The sequence below is a fragment of the Streptomyces sp. NPDC056128 genome, assembly GCF_042263835.1.
GTDB lineage: Bacteria > Actinomycetota > Actinomycetes > Streptomycetales > Streptomycetaceae > Streptomyces.
In genome coordinates this window covers 1-2,780 of the sequence record NZ_JBHJVQ010000078.1, presented here as the reverse complement: position 1 = coordinate 2,780, position 2,780 = coordinate 1, and the positions used below count along the sequence as shown (strand labels likewise).

1 protein-coding gene is annotated in these 2,780 nt (G+C 70.6%); it reads right to left on the bottom strand.

Annotation, left to right across the window (positions count from 1 at the left end):
- On the bottom strand, positions 1-2,780 hold a 2,780-nt coding region (locus tag ACFC1X_RS40650), incomplete at both ends, for an amino acid adenylation domain-containing protein (RefSeq protein ID WP_376364783.1).

Below are 2,780 nucleotides of genomic sequence, written 5' to 3'. Positions count from 1 at the left end.
ACAGGCTCTCCCGGCGGCCGGATGTCCTGGAACGGCTCCCCCTCACTCTCCCGGATCACCGTCCGCAGCACCTCATGCCGGTCCGCAACGTCACCCACCGCCGCCCGCAAAGCCGCCTCGTCCAGCACACCCTTCAACCGGACCACCAACGGCATGTTGTACGCCGCGCCGGCGTCGCCGTACACGCCCAGGAACCACAGCCGGCGCTGCGCGAACGACAGCGGCAGCCGCTCCGGACGCTTCCGGGTCAAGAGCGGGATACGTACATCCGAGGAACCGTTCAGCCGGGCCGCCAGCGCCGCGACCGTGGGGGCTTCGAACAGCCCTCGCAGGTCGAGCTCCCGGCCCAGCACCGTACGGATGCGGCTGGCCAGTCGCGTCGCGAGCAGCGAGTGTCCGCCAAGGGCGAAGAAGTCGTCGTCGACTCCGACGCCCTCCACGCCGAGCACGTCCGAGAACAGCCCGCAAAGGATTTCCTGCAGCGGCCCGCTCGGCGCCTGACCCGAACCGGTGGCCATCTCGGGCTTCGGCAGGGCCTTGCGGTCCAACTTGCCGTTCGGGGTGAGCGGCAGCCGGTCCAAGGTGACGAACGCCGCCGGGACCATATACTCCGGCAGCATCCGCTGCACATGCGCACGCACCTCAGCGAGCAGCAGAGTCGTGTCCACCGCGTGGTGCGGCGCATTCGTCCACAGGCCCGGCCGGAACGTGCCGGCCTCCGCCGTGGCAGCCGCGCCGTACACACCGGACCAGGCTCGTTCTCCGGACGCGCAGTCGGCTGTGCCCTCGGACACGAAGACGGCGTCCAGCTGACCGGGCCCGCCCGTGGCGGACCACGTGAGGGCCACCCGGTAGCCGTGGGCCGCCGCGACGCCCTCCAGCTCAGCGTGCGTCGGCACTGCCAGACGGCTTCCGGCGGCCTCGCCGGCGCCGTCCTCCGGCGCAGTGCCGGCCTCAAGGGTGCGCAACGCGGCGAGGTGCCCGACGAGCCGGGCGTTGGGCACGTCGACGACCCGCAGCGTCTCCGGCCGCCGATCGGCCAACATAGCCGCCAGCTCTTCGACGCCACTCAGGTCGCGCCCCCACAGCAACCGCGGGGCCGCGTTCACCGCGACCGCGTCGGCGGTCCGCCGACGCAGCACGACGTCGTACCGGTAGCGGGTCAGCTCGTTGTCGTACCCGCCGTCCTTGGTTCGTACGTCCACCATGGTCCCCGGCTCGGCGAAGCCGGTGAAGAACTCGGGGTCGACCAGCAGTTCCTGCTCCTGCCTCATCTCCTGCTCGACGGCCCGCAGCAGCGTTGCCGCATCCGCCCCGGGCTCCGCGTGGTGCAGGGCAACGGAAGCGGCGAAGCTACGGTGCAGACGCCGGTGGCGGACATCACCGATGAACACCGAACCGCCCGGGGCGAGCAGGCGCGCGACGCTCTCCAGCACCTCGGCCAGGTAGTTCCCGCTCGGGAAGTACTGGACCACCGAATTCAGCACGACCGTGTCGAAGAACCCCTCCGGTAGCCCGGTCATGTCATGGGCGGGTTGTGTGCGCAGCTCCACCCGTCCCGACAGCGAGACCTCTTGCGCCACCTGCTCCCGCAGTGTGCCGATGACGACGGGCGAGATGTCCGTGCCCCAGTACGCCTCGCAGTGTCGGGCCACATGGGCCAGGATCAAGCCCGTGCCGACACCGATCTCAAGGACTCGGCGCGGCCGGAGTGCACGAATGCGGTCCACCGCTGACGCCCGCCACTGCCGCATTTCGTGGGCCGGGATCGGCTCACCGCCGTAACTGTCCTGCCAGATGCCGAAGTCCTCGCCCAGCACGGCCGAGGCGGGGTTCTCGTAGTAGGCGTCGTACGCGGTGGACCAGTTCTCGACCTGCTGCCGCTCCTCGTCGTGGTTGCGCTCGCCCCGGCGCGGCACCACGTAGGCCGTGATGCGCTTGTCTGCGTCGTGGTCCTCGCGTACGACCACGGCGCTCTGCTCGACCAGCCCGGAGCTGGACAGCACGGACTCGATCTCGCCCAGCTCGATGCGGTGCCCTCGAACCTTGACCTGGTGGTCGGTGCGCCCGAGGTATTCCAGTCGGCCGTCGCCGCGCCACCGCACCAGGTCGCCGGTGCGGTACATGCGCGAGCCCAGCGAGCCGAACGGATCAGCGAGGAACCGCTCCGAGGTCAGGTCCGGGCGCTGGTGGTAGCCGCGGGCGACACCCGTACCCGCGATGTAGAGCTCACCAGCGACCCCTACCGGCACCGGGTGCAACGACCGGTCGAGGACGTAGACGCGGGTGTTGGCCAGTGGCTTGCCAATGGGTACGGCGGCCGAGCCCTCGCCCTCGTCGGATACCCGGTCGGCGGTCGACCAGATGGTCGTCTCGGTCGGGCCGTAGACGTTGAGCGATTCGCCTTCGCCGGCTGCGCGTAGTTCGTCGGCGAGGGCGGGGGGCAGGGCTTCGCCGCCGGTGAGCTTGCGCAGTCCGTGGAGGGTGTGCGGGGCGTGGGTGGTGAGCATCTGCCAGGTGGTGGGGGTGGCCTGCATGACGGTGACCTGGTGGGAGGTGATCAGGCGGGCCAGCGCGGCCGGGTCCCTGGCCTCCTCAGCGGTGGCGACCACCACCCGGGCGCCCTGCGTGAGCGGCCCGAACAGCTCCAGGTGCGCGATGTCGAAGGCGACTGTGGTGACCGCGAGCCAGCTGTCGGTGGGGTTGAGGGGGATGCGCTGCTGGATGGCGGTGAGGAGGTTGGCGAGGTTGGCGTGGGTGACGACGACGCCTTTGGGGCG